The organism is Chryseobacterium sp. PCH239, assembly GCF_018924625.1.
In the GTDB taxonomy this organism is placed as follows: domain Bacteria; phylum Bacteroidota; class Bacteroidia; order Flavobacteriales; family Weeksellaceae; genus Chryseobacterium; species Chryseobacterium cucumeris.
Window position 1 is genome coordinate 2663473 of sequence record NZ_CP073027.1, and the last position, 18794, is coordinate 2682266.

14 protein-coding genes and 1 pseudogene are annotated in these 18794 nt (G+C 35.6%); 9 read left to right on the forward strand and 6 right to left on the reverse strand.

The annotated features are described in order from the left end of the window. The first annotated feature begins 20 nt into the window (after positions 1-20). Entirely contained in the window at positions 21-1643 is a 1623-nt protein-coding gene (locus KBP46_RS12320; RefSeq protein WP_034694751.1) for an ABC-F family ATP-binding cassette domain-containing protein, read from the forward strand. Between the two features lie 81 nt (positions 1644-1724). Here the strand turns inward: KBP46_RS12320 and KBP46_RS12325 are convergent, their stop codons facing one another. Next, positions 1725-2537, reverse strand: coding sequence for a M48 family metalloprotease (locus tag KBP46_RS12325; protein ID WP_216443374.1), 813 nt, complete (start codon positions 2535-2537; stop codon positions 1725-1727). Between the two features lie 343 nt (positions 2538-2880). On the opposite strand from KBP46_RS12325, the pseudogene recJ reads away from it, so the two are divergent. The 8 genes and pseudogenes from recJ (at position 2881) to KBP46_RS12365 (ending at position 12636) form a co-directional block, all read left to right on the forward strand. Next, positions 2881-4592 (forward strand): annotated as a pseudogene (gene recJ / locus KBP46_RS12330) (single-stranded-DNA-specific exonuclease RecJ). 57 nt (positions 4593-4649) lie between these two features. Next, positions 4650-4994 (forward strand): four helix bundle protein, encoded by a 345-nt coding sequence (locus KBP46_RS12335; RefSeq protein WP_253297030.1) that lies wholly within the window; start codon positions 4650-4652, stop codon positions 4992-4994. Between the two features lie 35 nt (positions 4995-5029). Further along, a complete protein-coding gene (gene nadD / locus KBP46_RS12340) occupies positions 5030-5614 on the forward strand; it encodes a nicotinate (nicotinamide) nucleotide adenylyltransferase (RefSeq protein ID WP_216443375.1) in 585 nt (194 codons plus the stop codon). Between the two features lie 36 nt (positions 5615-5650). Continuing rightward, the gene (locus KBP46_RS12345) at positions 5651-6421 is read left to right on the forward strand and encodes a hypothetical protein (RefSeq protein ID WP_216443376.1); all 771 of its coding nucleotides are present in this window, start codon (positions 5651-5653) and stop codon (positions 6419-6421) included. 6 nt (positions 6422-6427) lie between these two features. Further along, on the forward strand, positions 6428-6766 hold the full coding sequence (locus tag KBP46_RS12350) for a DUF3817 domain-containing protein (RefSeq protein ID WP_062673669.1): 339 nt from the start codon (positions 6428-6430) through the stop codon (positions 6764-6766). Positions 6767-7130: 364 nt separating this feature from the next. Beyond that, on the forward strand, positions 7131-9392 hold the full coding sequence (locus tag KBP46_RS12355; RefSeq protein ID WP_216443377.1) for an outer membrane beta-barrel family protein: 2262 nt from the start codon (positions 7131-7133) through the stop codon (positions 9390-9392). A 44-nt stretch (positions 9393-9436) separates the two neighbouring features. Next, complete coding sequence (locus KBP46_RS12360; protein WP_216443378.1) at positions 9437-11695, forward strand: TonB-dependent receptor; 2259 nt, start codon at positions 9437-9439, stop codon at positions 11693-11695. A gap of 80 nt (positions 11696-11775) precedes the next feature. After that, entirely contained in the window at positions 11776-12636 is an 861-nt protein-coding gene (locus KBP46_RS12365; RefSeq protein ID WP_216443379.1) for an alpha/beta hydrolase, read from the forward strand. 48 nt (positions 12637-12684) lie between these two features. Here the strand turns inward: KBP46_RS12365 and KBP46_RS12370 are convergent, their stop codons facing one another. The 5 genes from KBP46_RS12370 to KBP46_RS12390 are packed head-to-tail and all read right to left on the reverse strand — an operon-like array spanning position 12685 to position 18786. Then, a complete protein-coding gene (locus tag KBP46_RS12370; RefSeq protein ID WP_216443380.1) occupies positions 12685-14439 on the reverse strand; it encodes a discoidin domain-containing protein in 1755 nt (584 codons plus the stop codon). 27 nt (positions 14440-14466) lie between these two features. Continuing rightward, positions 14467-15492, reverse strand: a complete 1026-nt coding sequence (locus KBP46_RS12375; protein WP_216443381.1) for a hypothetical protein — start codon at positions 15490-15492, stop codon at positions 14467-14469. Between the two features lie 4 nt (positions 15493-15496). Further along, positions 15497-17026, reverse strand: a complete 1530-nt coding sequence (locus KBP46_RS12380) for an NAD(P)/FAD-dependent oxidoreductase (protein ID WP_253297031.1) — start codon at positions 17024-17026, stop codon at positions 15497-15499. A 37-nt stretch (positions 17027-17063) separates the two neighbouring features. Next, positions 17064-18578, reverse strand: a complete 1515-nt coding sequence (locus KBP46_RS12385) for a polyamine aminopropyltransferase (protein ID WP_216443383.1) — start codon at positions 18576-18578, stop codon at positions 17064-17066. After that, complete coding sequence (locus tag KBP46_RS12390) at positions 18571-18786, reverse strand: DUF350 domain-containing protein (protein WP_062673653.1); 216 nt, start codon at positions 18784-18786, stop codon at positions 18571-18573. Before KBP46_RS12390 ends, KBP46_RS12385 begins: the two co-directional genes overlap by 8 nt. Positions 18787-18794: the final 8 nt, after the last annotated feature.

Genomic DNA, 18794 nt, shown 5'->3' on the forward strand with positions numbered 1-18794 from the left:
CGCCAAATTTACAAAACTATATGTTAACAGTATCTAACTTATCTTTACAATTCGGGAAAAGAGTTCTTTTTGACGAGGTAAATATTATGTTTACCAAAGGAAACTGCTACGGGATCATCGGAGCAAACGGTGCGGGAAAGTCTACATTCCTGAAAATACTAACAGGAAAGCAGGATCCTACAACAGGGCATGTATCTCTGGAACCAGGGAAAAGAATGTCAGTTTTGGAGCAGGATCACTTTGCATACGATCAATTTACGGTTCTTGAAGCTGTTTTAAGAGGTAATAAGAAATTATTTGAGATAAAAGAGGAAATGGATGCGTTATACGCAAAGGAAGATTTCTCTGACGAAGACGGTATTAAAGCCGGAGAATTAGGTGTAATTTATGATGAGATGGGTGGCTGGACTGCCGAATCTGATGCTCAGACTATGCTTTCTAACGTAGGAATTACGGATGATATGCACTGGCAGCTGATGAGTGAACTTGAGAACAAAGACAAAGTAAAAGTACTTTTGGCTCAGGCACTTTTTGGAAACCCTGATGTATTGATTCTGGATGAGCCTACCAACGACCTTGACATTGACACCATCTCATGGCTGGAAGACTTCCTTGCTGATTATGAAAACACGGTAATTGTTGTATCTCACGACCGTCACTTCCTTGATACGGTTTGTACCCATATTGGTGACCTTGATTATTCTAAGCTTAACCTATATACAGGTAACTATTCTTTCTGGTACCAGGCTTCTCAATTGGCAACAAGACAAAGAGCTCAGGCCAACAAGAAAGCTGAAGAGAAGAAAAAAGAACTTCAGGATTTCATTGCACGTTTCAGCTCTAACGTTGCTAAGGCAAAACAGGCAACTGCAAGAAAGAAAATGATCGACAAATTAAATATTGACGATATTAAACCTTCTTCAAGAAGATATCCTGCTATTATTTTCGAAATGGAGAGAGAAGCAGGAGATCAGATCCTTGATGTAAAAGGTCTTGAGAAAACAAAAGACGGAGAATTATTATTCTCTAATGTTGATTTAAATCTTAAAAAAGGAGATAAAGTAGCTGTACTTTCCAAAAACTCTTTAGCCATTACAGAATTTTTCGAAATTCTGGCTGGAAATGTTGAAGCGGACAAAGGTACGGTTGCATGGGGAGTTACTACCAATCAGTCTCACATGCCTTTGGACAACACCAACTTCTTCCAGGAAGACCTAAGCCTGGTTGACTGGTTGAGACAGTTTACAAAGAACGATGAAGAGCGTCACGAAGAATTCGTAAGAGGATTCTTAGGAAGAATGCTGTTCTCAGGAGATGAGGCTTTGAAATCTTGTAAAGTACTTTCCGGAGGTGAAAAAATGAGATGTATGTTCAGTAGAATGATGCTTCAGAAAGCTAATGTTCTTTTATTGGATGAACCTACCAACCACTTAGACCTTGAGAGTATCACAACTTTGAACAACTCTTTATCTAACTTCAAAGGAAATCTTTTACTGGCATCTCATGACCACGAAATGCTTTCAACAGTCTGTAACAGAATCATTGAACTGACTCCTACCGGAATCATTGACAGAGAAATGACTTATGACGAATACCTTGCTGATAAAAAGGTAAAAGAATTAAGAGAAAAAATGTATTCTTAATCAGAACAACATTAAAATTTATATAAAAATACCTCAAAGCAATGCTTTGAGGTATTTTCGTTTAAACAATAAATAAAATAATTATTTCGTCAATTTAGCTGTGGGTAACGCTACAGTTCCCGGATCTTTCCATAAACCTTCTTTCTCTGCTTTCTTTTTGATAGATTCTGCTCTTTTGTTGCTGTCGGGGTGAGAGTTGAACATTTTTTCAAAATTAGTCTGTGTACTTCCTTCTGAAAGTAAAGCTAATTTTTTAAAAGCCGTATAAGCACTTACTACATCATATTTATTAGCTTTCATAAAGTCATATGAATAAGTATCTGCTTCAGACTCCTGCTTTTTACTATGCGAAGCATCTAAAAAGGCATTCGCCATCTTTCCTATCTGGCTTTCATTAAGGGTAGATACAGCTGACGAAGCTGATGATGCAGCATCTAATGCAGCCGCCTTCAGATAGGCTGATTTCATAGCATCTTTGGTATCCTGATTCTTTACATGGCCGATTTCGTGTCCGATTACAGCAAGCAATTCATTATCAGTCATAATATCCATTAATGAAGAGAATACGCGTACACTTCCGTCAGCACAGGCAAACGCATTGATATCTTTTACTTTATAAACTTTATAATTCAGGTTCAGAACATCCTGAGATTTATGTTTTCCAAACAGCTTGTTCAGTCTCACAGTATATGGATCTTTAGGTCCTGCTACAGGATTGTTTTTATCCATCCAGTCTACTGATTCTTTGGATAATTTAATAGCATCTTCGTTGGTAAATGTTAAGGCTTTTGCGCCATTTGAAACCATCCCGGCAGCTTTTCCAAGGTTAATCTTCTGTGCATTGATCGAATACATAGCCCCAAATGACATAAGGCTTAGCATAATTTTTTTCATAGTCATTTAAAATTTGGAGCACGAAGATAACATTTTTTAACAATTACTAAGTCAAAAATTCTCCTAATATCCGCATTGAATGTTATTTTTTTATTATTAGAAAGAAACCCGAAAGTTCTTACCGTTTATTTTAAACAAAACAATCATAGAAACGTGTGATACATATATTTTGAATGAATATAATTTTCCTACAGAGATCATTTTTAAAATGAATAAAAATATAATTATTCTGATCAATTTAACTAACAAGTATCAATTTTCTCATCCTTATGCCACCTATTTTAAAATCTAATTTGCTGATTTTTAAAGACGCTTTTAGAACTTTTTTCCTTATTTTTGTGAAATGAGTCAAAAATGGATTTACAAGCCTGAACCCGATGAGGAAGTTGTTGACAGACTAAGTTCGTCACTTGGTTTTGGTACTTTTGAATCTAAAATCCTCGTTCTAAGGGGAATTGACAATTATCAAAAGGCCAGAGAATTCTTCAAACCCAACCTTAACGATATACACAATCCGTTTTTAATGGCAGACATGCAAAAGGCTGTAGAGCGTATTGCCACCGCCATTGAAAATGGAGAAAAATATTGGTATATGGTGACTATGATGTGGACGGAACCACAGCTGTTGCTTTGATGTACCTTTATCTCAGCAAAATTGTTGAGAAAAAATATCTGGATTATTATATTCCGGATAGAAATTCTGAAGGATATGGAATTTCCACCGAAGGAATTGATTTTGCCAAAGAAAATGGTTTTTCATTAATCATTGCTCTGGACTGTGGAATCAAAGCCCTTGATATGATCAACTATGCCCGTAATCTGGACATCGATTTTATTATCTGTGACCATCACCTTCCGGGTGAAGAGATTCCTAATGCTGCGGCTGTACTTGATCCTAAAAGAAGTGACTGCAGATATCCTTTCAAGGAATTGTCAGGATGTGGCGTTGGTTTTAAACTTTGTCAGGGACTTAATACCATTTATAAATTACCGGAAGCAGAATTATTTGAGCTGACAGATCTTCTGGCAATCTCCATTGCTGCAGATATTGTTTCAATGACAGGAGAAAACAGGGTTCTGGCTAAAATGGGATTAAAAACCCTCAGAAAGACCAGAAATCTTGGTTTAAGATTATTGATTCCTGAGGATAAGCTTTCTCATTTTGAAATTTCCAATATTGTTTTTGAAATCGCTCCTAAAATTAATGCTGCCGGAAGAATTTCCCATGGTAAAGCAGCTGTAGAGCTTATGGTTTCTGATAATCTGAAACATGCCAATCAGATTGTGAATGATATCATGAACCTCAACGATGAAAGGCGTGAACTGGATATGAATTCCACTCTTTCTGCCCTGAATCAGATCATAGAATCCCAGCAGGAAACCAAGCATACTACTATTGTTTATCATCCGGAATGGAATAAAGGAGTGATTGGTATTGTAGCGTCAAGACTTATTGAAACGTATTATAAACCGACACTCGTATTTACCGATGGTAATAACGGAGAAATGGTAGCTTCCGCAAGATCTGTTTCTGATTTTGACGTACACGAAGCTCTTGATATGTGTTCTGAATATTTCCTTAAATTCGGGGGACACCATGCTGCGGCCGGACTTTCGATGGAGAAAGAGAAGTTTGCTGCCTTCAAAGAAAAATTTGAAAGAATTGTTTCGGAAAAAATCAAAGATCATCAGAAAGAACCTTCTATTACGATTGATACAGAGATTAAAGTAGATGAAATCAACAGAGAGTTTATCAATTTCCACCGAAAACTGGCTCCATTTGGACCGCATAATATGAAACCTATTTTTACACTAACGAATCAGAAACTTTCCGGCTATGTAAAAACAATGGGAAAAGATAATAATCATCTGAAGTTTTATATCAAACAGGAATCTACAGGACGAAATATTGAATGTGTCGGGTTCAAGCTGGGACAGTTTGTTGATGATTTTAAAAATAAAAACTTTGATCTTGCTTTTACCCTGGAAGAAAATCACTGGAAAGGCAATGTCACTCATTATCTTAATATCAAGGATGTAAAATTTAGAGAGTAAGAAATAGGGATTAGGATTTAGTAATCAACGAATAGGGAAATACATATGGGAAATTATATGGAATTAATTGTCTGGAACAAATCTGTAGATCTCGTTACTGAAATCTATTCAGTGACCACTATTTTTCCAAAAGAAGAACTATATGGACTTACTAGCCAGATTCGAAGAGCGTCAATTTCAGTTCCGTCCAATATTGCTGAAGGACATTCCAGAAGATCTACCAGCGATTATCTTCAGTTTTTGAAAATTGCAAGAGGTAGCTGTGCTGAGCTGGAAACCCAATTGATTATTTCAAAAAATTTAAGTTACCTTAGTTCTGAAAAATTTAAAATTCTAATTGAAAAAACCTCCGAAATATCAAAAATGTTGAATGCTATAATCACAAAACTTCAAACTCCCTAACCCCTAATTCCTACGACCTAGCTTCTTAATAGCACATGAAAAAAATCGGTTTATTTTTCGGATCATTCAATCCTATTCATATCGGGCATCTTATTCTGGCTAATTATATTCTGGAAAATTCTGATATGGATGAACTTTGGTTTGTAGTAAGTCCTCAAAATCCTTTTAAAGACAAAAAATCTTTACTCAATGACCATAACAGACTTGATATGGTACAGCTTGCGGTAAAGAATTATCCTAATATGAGAGCTTCCAATGTGGAGTTTTCTCTTCCGAAACCAAGTTATACTATTGATACCTTAACGTATCTGCATGAGAAATATCCTGATTATTCTTTCAGTCTGATCATGGGAGAAGATAATCTGAAAAGCCTTCACAAATGGAAAAATGCTGATATCCTGATCAAAAATCATCATATTATTGTTTACCCAAGAGTATTTGAAGGTGAGAAAAAAGATTCCGAATATTTACAGCATGAAAATATCTCTCTGGTAAAAGCACCCATAATAGAGCTTTCAGCTACAGAAATCCGTAATATGATAAAGGATGGTAAAAATGTAAGACCTATGCTGCCACCAGAAGTTTTTGACTATTTGGATGGTAGTAGTTTTTATCAATAAGCAATGAAGCTATATTTATTTTTATTCTTTGTTTTTTTGCAAAGTTGTTTATATGCCCAGGAATCAACAACTTTAAAAAGTGACTCTCTTAAAGAATTACAGAAAATTGCTATTGCTGAAAGAAAAAGCTATAATAAAAAGCATTGCAGCGAAGATTCAGTCAGGGCTGTAAAAAGTTCGGAAATTCAAAACAAATATTTTATCAATATTGCAGCTCCCGATGGTGATAAGTTTTTACCCGGAGAAGAGCTCAAAACAATTTTAAAAAAGCATAATATCATTTGGGGCGGAGAATGGATGGGCAGTGATATAGGTTGGTATTTTGATGAATGTTATTACTCGGTAATGACTAAATTGACTGAAAAAAAATTTGGTAAAGATTTTATGGATGGTCTCGTTAAAGAATCTGTAGCCATGTATGTAAAAAAACATCCTGGTAAAATCTTTGATAACGACGAACATTGTGAATGGACCTATAAAGGAGGCTATCTCAGGTATAGTGATGATAATGATCAGTTAAATAAAGATTTCTTCCGTAATTTTATTTATCCGGAAGGTTATGAAAATTACAATCCTTCTTTTCAAAAATACCGTTCAAGTACTGTGGTTACGCTCACATTAGATCAAAATGGAAAGGTTTTGAAGGATCAATTTAGTCATGATATTTATAATGATCACAATTTGAAATACATTCCATATTTTGAAAAAGAGATCAAAAAGTTTATAAAATACACTAAATTTGAGCCTGTAAAATACAGAGGATATCCCGTAAAAAGCAAAACATCCTTTTTTATCTATTATAAATAATTATTCATGGACTTCATCGAAAAAATATTCTCAAAATATTCTCAGGAAAAAATCATCAGATGGTTTAAGCAGATTTGTCTTGCAGAGGCCATTTCATGTCTTTTGTTGTATGGTGTTGCGATGATCTGGATCCGGTATGATGAAAATTTGTACTCTATCATCTTCATCAGTGTTATTGGTAGTTTACATGGTTTATTTTTTACCCTTTACCTTTTACTCTGCCTTCCTGCCAGAAAAATTTATAATTGGGATGATGAAGATTTTGTTTTTGCCTTATTATCTGCATTCTTCCCCTTTGCAACGGTTTGGGTAGATAAAAAGCTTGCCCGATTCGACAGAGAATAAACAATATAATGAAAGGACCTTTTCGGTCCTTTTTTATTTTTACAGTTATTACAACCCCGATTCACATATGTCTTTGTGTGAAGCATAACTCCGGAGCTAATGGGAATAAATTCCAGGTATTAATTAAAAATTTCTCATAATTTCTTTCATTGATGTAACATTTTGCATCATTTATTTGTCTTATTATACAGAAAGGGCAAGAAATCAATATTTTAATGTAAATTTTTATTAATTGATAATCAATTGATTATAATCGTTAAAAAATATTTTTAAGTACTTTGTATTGCATAATACTAAATTTATTATATATCTTTGTAATGTTAAATAACAAACCATACAAGCTATTAATTAAAAAAGAATAATCATGAAGACTCAAATTCTTATTGCAGCACTATTTTTCGGTGGACTTATCACTGCCCAGCAGAAAAAAGATAGTTTGAAAGTCAATGCTATTGATGCAGTGAATCTCAAGAAGCAGGTTTTCAAAAAGCAGGGTGACCGTTTGGTATACGATGTAGCTTCTTCATCTATCGCTAAAGGAACCAACACCTTTAATCTTTTGAAACAAACACCGATGATTTCCAGCATAGACGGAAAAACGCTGAAGATTTTGGGAAAAAATGATGCAGTCATTTATATCAACAATAAAAAAACCAATATGGATTCTGAGGCATTGATTGAAATGCTGAAGTCTACTCCGTCTGAAGATATCCAGAAAATTGAAGTCATTACAGTTCCGGGAAGTGAATTTCAGGTTGAATCCAAAGAAGGGGTCATCAATATTGTGATGAAAAAAAACAAAAACAACGGCTATAACGGAACGTTGAAAATGCAGAACGAGCAGGCTTATTACAATAATCCTAATGCGGGAGCTTCTTTTAATTTCAGACAGGGAAAATGGTCCGGTAATTCTAATTTCAGAATGGGAAGCTGGACAGACAGACAAAGATATACGCTGTCCAACGGTGATCCTACTTTCAGAAATGAGTCTTTTGGGTTTAATGATGATCCTAACAAAAATTTTGGTGGAGGATTCAATGTTGATTATGAAATCAATAAAAAACACAGTCTTGGATTTTCCTACAACATGAGATACAATAAAAGTTTCAATTCTGTACTGGATATTACCAACTGGCAAAACGGAGTATTAAATAACAGAACTGTCAACAACGAGGATGCACAAACAAGAAATCATTCTTTCAATTTGAATTATGAGATGAAAACAGATTCTCTGGGAAGTAAGCTTACATCCAACATTTCTTACTTATGGTTCAACAGGGATAAAGTAAGTTTCAATGAAAGTTTTCCTTTAACGAATGATACAATCAACAAATATTCAGCATTACATCAGGCAGTACCCCAAATCATCAACAACTACGCTGCCAATATTGATTATCTGAAAAAAACGGCTAAAGGAGCAACATGGTTAATGGGAATCAGTTATAACCACACCAATACAGATAACGACACCAAACAGGATAAATTAAAAAACGGACAATTTATCATCGATCCCAACCAGACCAATCACTTCATTTATAAAGAAAATATACTTGGGATTTACCTGAATTATGAAAGAAAATTAACGGAGAAGATATCCGGAAAAATAGGAGCCCGTTACGAAATGACCAGAAGTACAGGCGATATTGTGGATAAAACAGGATTTGAAAGAAATTACAACAACCTTCTGCCTTATCTGAATTTAAATTACGCCATCAATTCCGATCATAATCTGAGCTATACTTTCTCCAGCAGAATCAGAAGACCCAGATTCTGGGAACTGAATCCTTCAAGAACCTACTTTACTCCAACCAATTATACGCAGAACAATCCATTTATACTGGCTTCCAAATACTATAATCAGGAAATCAATTATATGTACAAAAATGCATTCTATGCCAATCTTAGTTTTAATATGGTGGAGGATGCAGCAGCCTCAGACCTGATTCCATTGCAAGGAACTGTAACAGCTCCTAAAAAAGATTCAGAGGGGAAAATCATAAAGGACATCAAAGGAAATCCTATTATGGAAACTACCAGATTCTTAAGATATATCAGAACCAATTATGGAAAAAACAGGGAGATTGCTCTAACTCTTGGAATGAACAAATCCTGGTTTAAAGATATATGGACAACCAACTATTCTGTCAATTTAGGTTATGTTACCTACAAAGGCGGAGTATTTGAAGACCCAACTTCTATGCCCGTTCCGGGAGAAACTGAAGTAGTAGATCCTTACATCATTGATATCAAAAACTACAATATGTCTGCAACCCTCAATAATATCATCAGACTTTCTTCTAAAAAAGACTGGTTCCTGGGAGTGAATTACTTCTTTGCCAGCCAGACTGCAATGGAAGGAGGAATGATAGGTGCAAGACAAAGCTTCGATCTCAGTCTGAAAAAAATCGCTGGAGACTGGACGATTGTAGCGGAAGTGAGTGACTTATTCAATCAAAGCTTCTACAGTATTAAAGGAGTACAGCCTAACGGAAAATATAATAATATCACCAACTTCAATTATCCAAGGTTAATGAGCATCGGAGTTACTTATAATTTCGGAAATCAGAAACTGAAAAAAGCAAGGGAAATGAAATCAGCTAACGATGCTGTGAAATCCAGAACCTAATTTATAAAACTTATACACTAAATCCACTCTTAAATAAAAACAACATGAAACGTATAATTTTGTCAATGGCCATTGTATTCAGTACTTGTGCATTTGCGCAGGAAAAGAAAGCTGATACGGCAAAAACAAAAAACATAGAAGGAGTTACCATCACAAAACAGGTTTTCAAAAAGCAAAGCGATCGTTTTGTATATGATGTAGCAGCATCTCCTGTTGCAAAAGGAAATACCACTTTTGATCTTTTGAAGCAGACCCCATTATTATCTTCAACGGATGATAAAACATTGAAAATAGCAGGGAAAAATAATGCCCTGATCTATATCAACGGAAGAAAAAGCAATATGGACGCTGAATCTTTAGTTCAGTTTCTGAAAAATACTCCAGCAGAAAATATCCAGAAAATTGAAGTGATTACCGTTCCGGGAAGTGAGTATCAGGTAGAATCATCTGATGGAATCATCAATATCGTTTTAAAGAAAAAAATGAGTGATGGTCTCAATGGAAATATGAGAATGTCTAACACTACCAATAAGTATAATGGGAGCCAGGCGAGTTTCTCGGCTAACTACAGAAAAAATAAACTGGGAGTAAGTGCCAGTCTTAGCGGGGGTGAAAATATTGAACCACAGACCTATACTTTAAGAAATGGTACTGCCAAAACTTCTAATGAATCCGTAGGAGATGTTGATGATCCGAATAAAAACATCGGTGGCTATCTGAATATTGATTATCAACTGAATGATAAAAGCAATCTCGCATTATCATGGAATACATGGGCTAATAAAAGTTATAATTCAACGGTAGATTTATTTAATACCATAAAAAAAACAAATACGGAATATACGTGGTCTAAAAACCGGGAAGATTCAAGATCTTATAACAATTCTGTGAATTTAAATTATGAATTAAAAACAGATTCATTGGGAAGTAAACTGAATGTAAATGCAGCCTACCTCAACTACAGAAGATTCCAGTCCACAGATAACCAGACCTTTGCTTCGGATATCAACAGAAAAGTAGGAAAAATAAAAACACAGGTATTCCAGGATCTTCCTCAGATTATTAATAATTTCTCCGGAATGGTGGATTATAATCAAAAGTTTAAAAATGATCTGACTGTATCTATAGGCGGAAATTATAATAAGACTAATACAGATAACGATTCTAAAAACATAACTTATTCTTTTAATCCTGTAAAAGCTCCGGATTCAAGACCTAACCATTTTATCTATGATGAAAACATCTACGGAATGTATCTTACCGTTGAGAAAAAGATTTCCGACAAACTTTCCGGAAAAATAGGTGCCCGATATGAGATCACCAACAGTCTTGGAACTTCTGACAACGCTCCCACAGAAGCTGTTAGAAGAATTGAAAGAAATTATAAAAACCTTCTTCCCTATCTAAGTCTGAATTATGCAATTAATGATAAAAACAATATCTCTTATTCCTTCTCCAGCAGAATGAGAAGACCTAGTTTCTGGGAACTTAATCCCGTAAGGAACATTCTTACAGATGATAATTATACTCAGAATGACCCGTTCGTAAAGGCATCTTCTACTTATAATCAGGAGCTTACTTATATGTTCAAAAATTCCTATTTCCTGATTTTAAACCATTCCTACATTCAGGATGTAATTACGCAGGTACCACTTCAGGGATATCCGGTATCACCGGCTGGAAAGGAAGGCGAAAACCCGGCATTAAGATATATCAGAACCAATTTTGGGAATAAACAGGAAATGTCCGCAATGGTAGGTGTTCAAAAGTCATTTTTCAAGCAATACTGGACAACCAATTTCAATATCGGTGTACAGCATAATATTAACAATGGAAGCCTTGATACTGATCCTACAACAGGAGACAGATTCAAAGATGAAAAAGGGCCCAGTGGAAAATTTATTACATACACCAATAAAACCAATTCTACCAGTCTTTTGATCCAAACCAACAACACCGTTCGTCTTGATAAAAAGAAAACATGGTTCTTCGGACTTAATTACTTCTTCGTAGATAAGCAACAGATTGAGCTTGGTTCATTGAAAAACCTGATGAGTCTAGATCTTAGCCTTAAGAAAATGTGGAACGACTGGACGTTTGCAGTGAATGTAAATGATGTATTGAATACCAACATTGTTAAAATTGAGGACTTTCAGGAAAACGGAAATTATAATTATGTCCACCAAAACCGCTACAACAGAAGCTTAATCGTAAGTCTTACCTATAATTTCGGAAATCAGAAAATCAAAAAGGTAAGAGATATCGAGGGTGCTTCAGATGCTATTAAAAGCAGAACCAGATAAAGAATTATCTTTCTTCATATTCAATTATTCTTACGATATCCGCGGATTTTTTTCAGCGGATTTTTTTATATTTAATAGCTATGAAAAAACACATACGAGTTATTTTAATTTGCCTTAGTTTTCTTTTTCTTTGGATAAGGTGTACAGAAAAAAAGATAAATCTGGGAAAAGATATCAGCTTTGATAAAGAAGAAAATGTTTACTATGGAAAGAGTTCTGAACAAATAATGGATCTTTATATTCCAAATATAGAAACGACAAAAGAAAAAAATGTTTTCATCATTATTCATGGAGGAGGATGGTGTAGTGGAAATAAATCCCAGCTTACTTTTTTCACTCTTTCTATGATGGAAAGATTTCCTGATCATATTTTTGTCAATATGAATTACAGACTGACATCAGAAACTCATTATGGCTTACCCAATCAAATAAATGATATTAAATATGTTTCCGCCTTCCTAGAAAAAAAGCTTGGGTACAGTCCCAAGCTGATATTATTGGGAAACAGTGCCGGAGCCCATTTATCCATGCTGTATGCTTATAAATTGGATACAGATAAAAAAATAAAGGCTGTAATTAATATTGTCGGTCCTGCAGACCTTTCAGATCCGGGTTTTAAAAACTATCAGGAATATTCCTTTGTGGAAAGAAGACTTGTAGATCCTCGTGTAGTGGATGCTGAAACTTCCAGAATAGATTTCGCAAGCCCTGTGAAATGGATCAATGAAAACTCTCCTCCTACTTTATCTTACTATGGAAATTCGGATCGTGTTATCCCGTCTTCACAAGAGAAAATCTTAGATTCTGTTTTAAATAAAAAACATATCTTCCATGAGTCTTATTCATTCAATGGCGGACATCTGGACTGGGATAAACACCCAAATGATCAATTTCTTATCAATAAAATAGAAACATTTCTCAAGAAAACAGACAAAAAATAACACGTCCTGATTTTTCAAAACGTGTCATTTTTTATATTTTACTTTGATCTATTCTGATTTTACAACAGTCGTTCTTTCAGAAACGCCATTCGCATTAAAAGCTTCAATCTGGAAATAGTATGCATCTGTTCTGTCTGCCCCTGTAAAGAAATACTCATTCTTTCCGTAGACCATAATACTTCCATACAATTTATCGGGAGTCTTTCCAAAATAGATTACATAGCCATCCGCTTCAGGGTTTTGCTGCCATTTCATCCAGATACTTCTTCTTTCACCGTATTTTTTAGGATCAGCTCTTAAAGGCACAAAACCTTCTACTTTTGCAGGCTGTTTCCCTGCTCCTTTTCCAAACACTCTGAAGCCGCTTAATGCAAATTTTCCTGTTGGCATCTTCAGATTTTCCATTTTAAGGAAACGGGCTTTTGCAGGTTGTTCAAGTTCTATATAATCGTGAGGAACATCTTTAGTGTTTTTGCTTTTATCCACAATCACACTCCATTTTTTCCCGTCATTGGAACCATAGATTTTGTACTGATGCATTTTCCCAAAGGTTTTCCCCATAAACTCGGCATCCTGATCTGCATAATTGATCTGAATGGCATTGATGGTAGAAACTTCTCCCAGGTCTGTCTGAAACCATTCTCCGGAATTTCCGGTTTTGGCACTCCAATACGTTTTGATATCTTCATCTACAGCATAGTTGGGCTGATACCCTCCCAAAGTAGATGAAACCTGAACCGGTTTATTATAATTCAACAGCATCCATCCAGCAAAAAGACCTTTCGTAAAATCTTTGCCCTGTGCATATTGCGGAAGGTAAGTAGGATAATCGCCATATGCCGTATTACAGTACATCACATCATCTTTATCAAAGCCGGCCGGCCATATTCCCAGCCTTCTTTCAAAATTATTTTTAGTAGAAATAAAAATTGTGGAAACGTGCCACCAGTTCTTGTAATTGTCCTCAAACGTAGCTCCATGGCCTGCTCCTCTGGCAAAACCTCCCGGTTTATAAGAGAATGGATTATGTTGTTGATACTCGAACCCTTCCAAAGGACTTTTGCTCACATACACTCCATCCGAGTATCCACTGAATTCTGTTGCCGGAGCGCCATACTGCATATAATATTTTCCGTTGTGTTTTGTCATCCATGCCCCTTCTACAAAAGGCTGAAGAAAAACGTTGTCATTGTATTCTCCGAAGCGTTCCCAGCCGTGATCTTCAGGTTTTAGTTTAATAATGGGCTTAACGAAACCTTCAGACTGAAGATTTTTTACTTTCACCTCTGTTCCAAGCAATGGCCATTCATTACTTGAACCCCAGTACAGATAGAGTTTATTTTTATCTTCATCATAATGGAACGCCGGATCCCAAGCTCCCACTTTTAAAGTATCCACTGCAATTTTCCAATCATCCTTGGTGGGGTTTGTACTTTTCCAAATCGGAAAATCCTGTTCCCAGGTGGAACCATATACATATAGAGTGTCTTTCATTGCCCATACCGCAGGAGCATTAAGGTCATGAATGTATTTATTATCTCTTAAAAATTTCCTTTTCACAAACTTCCAGTCCAGCATATCATCACTATACCAGTATCCTTCCTGGTTGGTAGAAAAAAGAAACAGTTTATTTTTAAAATTAACAATCACCGGATCTGCTGTAGCACGATGTTTCCCTTGTTTTGAAAAAACTTCAAACGGAGTATACCCATAATCAATATTGATGGGATTGCAGAATGTTTTCTGCTGAGCACCCACAATCATTCCTAGAAAAATTGCCAGTGACAGAAAATATTGTCTCATTTTTAGATTTTAAAGATTAAGACAAAGTTAGGCAACTTTTTTGGGTTTTCTCCAAATAAAGCCATCCAGAAGATAATGGGTAAGCTGCGGAACAACTAACAACGGAACAAGGAACTGTAATAATTTTTCTGAAATAATCACATTCAAGGAAAAATGTTCATTCCATACCAGAGTTTCCCACAAAAATTCTTCCATGAAAGCAAAGCTTAAAAGAACTCCTATAAACAAAAAGATTCCTGAAAAAGATTTAAAAATCTGCATCCTGTTCAGCTGATGATTTTCTTTTTGTTGTATTTCCCGGATGTAGATCAATGCGATATAGGGAATTCCGTGAGAAATCACATTCAGAAAAGTAAACAAAAGATCATTGTTAAAATAGACAATCCCAAAATACCAGGAAAGAAAAGTTCCGGTGATCAGTGCTGTTTTCGGAACGTTAATATTCTTTGTTTTAAAAGCTTCAATTACAGTTTTAATAATCCAGATGATCAGAATGGCAAAATAGGTTATTGTAATGAACGGAATATAATCCGGAAGATTTTGAAACCAGTCAAATTCGTTATCGACAAACCACGTAAAGGCACGAGGAGTTTTAAACCAGTACAACATCGGATAAATGGTAGCAGAATAAACAGCCACCTCATCTATTCTTTTACTCCAGTTATTCGGTTCAAAGCGGGCGTAAATTCTCATAAAACCATATTGCTGGCGTATAAAATGAAAAACGGCTACCAATGCCAGTACCGACCAGAATGTAAGACTTCCAAATTGAAAAAGGATAATCCCTAAAATCCAGCTTACCGCAGGAATTCCGAGATAAAGCCATTTATTTTTCTGTATTTCTCCCTTTACGAAATACGTTTTGAACAGCGTAGAATATACGTGAGCTACATCCACAAAAACGATCAGAAAAAGCCATGTGTAAAAGGAATAATGGTTTTCCAGCCCCTGAATCTGTTTCTGAAAAAGAAAAATAACAAGCAATACAAGGAAAGGTGGTGATAGAATAAACCACCAGTCTGTTTTTACATTATGTATCCACGGCTGTTTCATTGTATCATTGTATCATTTGTCCTGCAGTCCGGATTCCCTGATAAAAGGCTTCTTCAAAAATGGATATTCCGGAAAGATCAGAGTGGGCAAAGAAAATTTTCCCTTCTATGGACTCTTTCGCTTTTTGAGTTTCTTCACCAAAAATCTGATTGGGAACCGGAGCAATCATTGCATGTCCTATTTTATGAAACTGCATTTCCAGAATGAAATCTTCTATCAATGGATGGGCTTTCTTCAAATTATCCAAAACTAAAGTTTTAAGTTCAGATTCTTTCATGGCATACAGCTTTTTCCTCGCTTTTTTGCAATCTGCAGTTGAAAAACTCTTATAGTGGGTAATTACTTTTTCACCAATAATCTGGTTCAGATTCTGATGCTGGTCAAAAATATACCCCAATCCGGAAGTCCCGTAGATCACATTATCCCAGGCCAGCTCTTCATCTCCTCCAAATTCATTCTTTAACGTAATCGTTGTTAAAAGCCACGGAACATAATGAAATGATGATGCTCTTTTTTGATTAAAAATTCTTTCATTCACAAATTGCGGGGTTGCAAACAGTACTTTATCTGCAATGATCTTTTTAGTTTTCTTTTGAGCATTATCAAAACTCAATACTTCAACTCTATCATTGATTTTCACATCAAAAACTAAGTTTTCCGGCATGTGTTTTCCCTCTGTATATTTTGAAAAATGGTTTGCCAGTCTTGCATTTCCTTCCGGCCATGTGAATACCTGATCTTTATATTTCGTGCTCCAGTTGTTTTTTCTTCCGGCAAAGTAATGGATGCCTGCCCATGCTGAAACATAGTCAATTCCCAATCCGAAATCGTCTCTGCAGGAATAATCCAACAGCCAGAGAAGTTCCTCTGAATGATAGTTATTTTCTTTGAGCCAATCTTTGAATATTACTTTTTCAAGTTTTACCACCTCATCATCTCTACTGGAATCATGTACGGGAATGGCGAACCAATATCTTCCTTCAGTGTCTTTCTTTACACGAAGCTCATCCATCAGCTTAAAAAAACGGGTAAGCTCTTGTTGTGTTGTTTCTGAAATACCTCTCTGAGGCACAATATCATTCTGCCATGAGTTTTTATAGAAAAGTCTTTCCTGCTGTGGAAAAGTCATTTGGTATTCATCAAGAATGGGTTCTCCGTTTTGTTCTATTCCCAGACAGATTTTACATTCTTTCAGGAAATCTATTATTTCTACGTTTTCCTTATTAGGTAAAGGTAAATAATGGGCACCTAAAGGAAATTTTGAAAATGAATTCTGTCCGTTGGAAGAATTTCCTCCCAGATGGTTTTCCATTTCAAGGAGAAGATAATCCTGTTCATTATTCTGGTTAAAAAATCTACATGCAGAAAGTCCGGAAATCCCACCACCCACGATAAGATATTTTGTGTGGATAACTTCTGAAAACTGTGGAAAATTTTTTGCCCATAACTTGTGACCAAGAACATGGTTTGTCCCGGTAATTTTCAACAGCAAAACTTTTACTTTCTTTCCGCAATACTGCAAAAAGGGAAGCATAAGGCTACCTAAAAATATAGTTGTAAGAAAATCCTTTCTACTGTACTTTCCCCCACTCTTCATCGAAATAACGGACTAATATCTGGTTGTCCAGACGGTTAACTTCTACATCTTTCACTTTCATATCTTTATTAAAATAAGACATCTGTGAAAAGTTATAATCATAGTATTTTAAGCCGGGAAGCTTTCTGTAAACTCTGTTGTTGACGGGCTCAAATGAAGCCATCGAAAATCCCCATTCTCCAAAAGACGGAACATAGGTATGATACGCTGCTGTGAAAGGAAAAATCTGATTGATTGTTTTCTCAATACACCAGAAAGATTTCGGAGCAAAATATGGAGATGTGGTCTGAACCACAATTTTCGTATCAAGCGTTGTCAGCTTCTCCAGTTCTTTATAAAACTGCAGGGAATAGAGTTTTCCTAAGCTATAATTGGACGGATCAGGAAAGTCTATGATGATAACGTCAAATTTCTTTTTACTGTCTTTTACCCATATGTAAGCGTCTTTATTGATGATTTCTACTTTTGGATTGGAAAAAGAATTCTGGTTCAGCCTGCGCATGGTTTCATTGGTCTTGAAAAACTGAGTCATTTCACCATCAAGATCCACCAGGGTTACTTTTTTAACGTCTTTGTATTTCAATACTTCTCTGGCTGCGAAGCCGTCACCTCCTCCCAAAATCAGGACATTATCAATGTTTTTTGCCATCGACATAGCAGGATGTACTAAAGCTTCATGGTAACGGTATTCATCCGTTGAAGAAAACTGTAAGTTATTATTTAAATATAAACGGAATTCGTGTGTATTCCTCGTTAAAACGATTCTTTGATAAGGTGAACTTTTAGTATAAACCACATTTTCGCCATATAGTTTTTCTTCAGAATAAGACAGAATCGTATCTGAAAAAAAGAAAAGTCCCAGCAAGAATGCAAATGCCACGATAGATTTTACTTTGAGGGAAAGGGGTTTTGATAATTCCTTTGTAAGATAATAGCACAGGAATATCGCAATAGAGATATTGATCAATCCAAAAAACAAAGGTGTCTTTACAATTCCTAATTTCGGAATCAAAACCAATGGAAAAAGAATCGATGCCAATAAAGCTCCGATATAATCGAACGCAAAGACATTTGAAACTAAATCTTTAAACTGAACTCTGTCTTTCAAAATGTTCATCAAAAGCGGAATTTCTACTCCGACGAGACATCCCGTGAAAAAGACGAAAAGATATAAAACGCTTTCAAAGTGTGCGAGTGTATTAAATAAAATAAATAGCACTACAGAGCTGATTCCCCCTACGATTCCCACCAGGATTTCGATCTCAATGAATTTATCAATAAGATTTCCTTTGATGAATTTCGCAAGATAGGAACCTACTCCCATTGAAAAGAGATACACTCCGATAATGAAAGAAAACTGCTTTACAGAGTCTCCTAAAAGATAGCTCGCCAGGGCTCCGGCCACCAGCTCATAAATCAATCCACATGTAGCAATGACGAATACTGAAAACAATAAAAGCAGCTCAAGAGGAATCCTCTTCTTATCCATGAATTGCCGCGCTTATAATCATTGAAATTCCGATGATAAATGCTCCGAAAACAATAGCCAGTGCTATATTTTTATTCTGAGCGATCTCATGCCATGTTTTTTCCGGGGTAAGCTTTTCAATAACGAAATAGCACACCAGCAGAATAGCGATTCCTAAAAATGAGTAAAGAACCGAGTTTAGTATGGGTAAGAAATTGATGTTGTCCATAGTTTTTA

Bases quoted from the DNA above. Each gene is read 5' to 3' on its own strand.
- KBP46_RS12335 (WP_253297030.1), top strand. From the start codon at position 4,650: ATGGAATTAATTGTCTGGAACAAATCTGTAGATCTCGTTACTGAAATC.
- KBP46_RS12355 (WP_216443377.1), top strand. From the start codon at position 7,131: ATGAAGACTCAAATTCTTATTGCAGCACTATTTTTCGGTGGACTTATC.
- KBP46_RS12390 (WP_062673653.1), bottom strand. From the start codon at position 18,786: ATGGACAACATCAATTTCTTACCCATACTAAACTCGGTTCTTTACTCA.
- KBP46_RS12370 (WP_216443380.1), bottom strand. From the start codon at position 14,439: ATGAGACAATATTTTCTGTCACTGGCAATTTTTCTAGGAATGATTGTG.
- KBP46_RS12365 (WP_216443379.1), top strand. From the start codon at position 11,776: ATGAAAAAACACATACGAGTTATTTTAATTTGCCTTAGTTTTCTTTTT.
- nadD (WP_216443375.1), top strand. From the start codon at position 5,030: ATGAAAAAAATCGGTTTATTTTTCGGATCATTCAATCCTATTCATATC.
- KBP46_RS12325 (WP_216443374.1), bottom strand. From the start codon at position 2,537: ATGAAAAAAATTATGCTAAGCCTTATGTCATTTGGGGCTATGTATTCG.
- KBP46_RS12380 (WP_253297031.1), bottom strand. From the start codon at position 17,026: ATGCTTCCCTTTTTGCAGTATTGCGGAAAGAAAGTAAAAGTTTTGCTG.
- KBP46_RS12320 (WP_034694751.1), top strand. From the start codon at position 21: ATGTTAACAGTATCTAACTTATCTTTACAATTCGGGAAAAGAGTTCTT.
- KBP46_RS12350 (WP_062673669.1), top strand. From the start codon at position 6,428: ATGGACTTCATCGAAAAAATATTCTCAAAATATTCTCAGGAAAAAATC.
- KBP46_RS12385 (WP_216443383.1), bottom strand. From the start codon at position 18,578: ATGGATAAGAAGAGGATTCCTCTTGAGCTGCTTTTATTGTTTTCAGTA.
- KBP46_RS12375 (WP_216443381.1), bottom strand. From the start codon at position 15,492: ATGAAACAGCCGTGGATACATAATGTAAAAACAGACTGGTGGTTTATT.
- KBP46_RS12360 (WP_216443378.1), top strand. From the start codon at position 9,437: ATGAAACGTATAATTTTGTCAATGGCCATTGTATTCAGTACTTGTGCA.